We start from the raw sequence: 262 nt of genomic DNA, 5'->3' as shown, positions 1-262 counted from the left end.
GCTCCAGGTTCTCGTCGACCATGGGCATGTCTTCGTCGAAGTCCACCAGCACCCGGAACATTTCCTGGAAGTCCGGATCATGGTCCTGCAGCGCGTAGTAGAGCTGACGCGAGCCGATGATCACCAGCTTGACGTTGAGCGGGATCATCTGCGGCGTCAGGCTGACGCTCGCCACCCGGCCCAGCTCGCCCAGCGGCGACTCCATCTTCAGCTTGCGCGACTGCAGCGCCCGCTTGAGGGCATCCCAGACGAAGGGCTCGCC

General features: G+C 64.1%; 1 protein-coding gene. It reads right to left on the bottom strand.

All coding sequences use genetic code 11. The features are described from left to right. Positions 1–262 (bottom strand): AAA family ATPase (locus SB772_RS42315; protein WP_410838810.1); only part of this gene is annotated, 262 nt, incomplete at both ends.

The sequence above is a fragment of the Paraburkholderia sp. SIMBA_030 genome (assembly GCF_046535245.1).
Lineage (GTDB): Bacteria > Pseudomonadota > Gammaproteobacteria > Burkholderiales > Burkholderiaceae > Paraburkholderia.
Note: the sequence above shows the minus strand (reverse complement) of the source record. Positions and strands in the feature narration are given on the sequence as shown.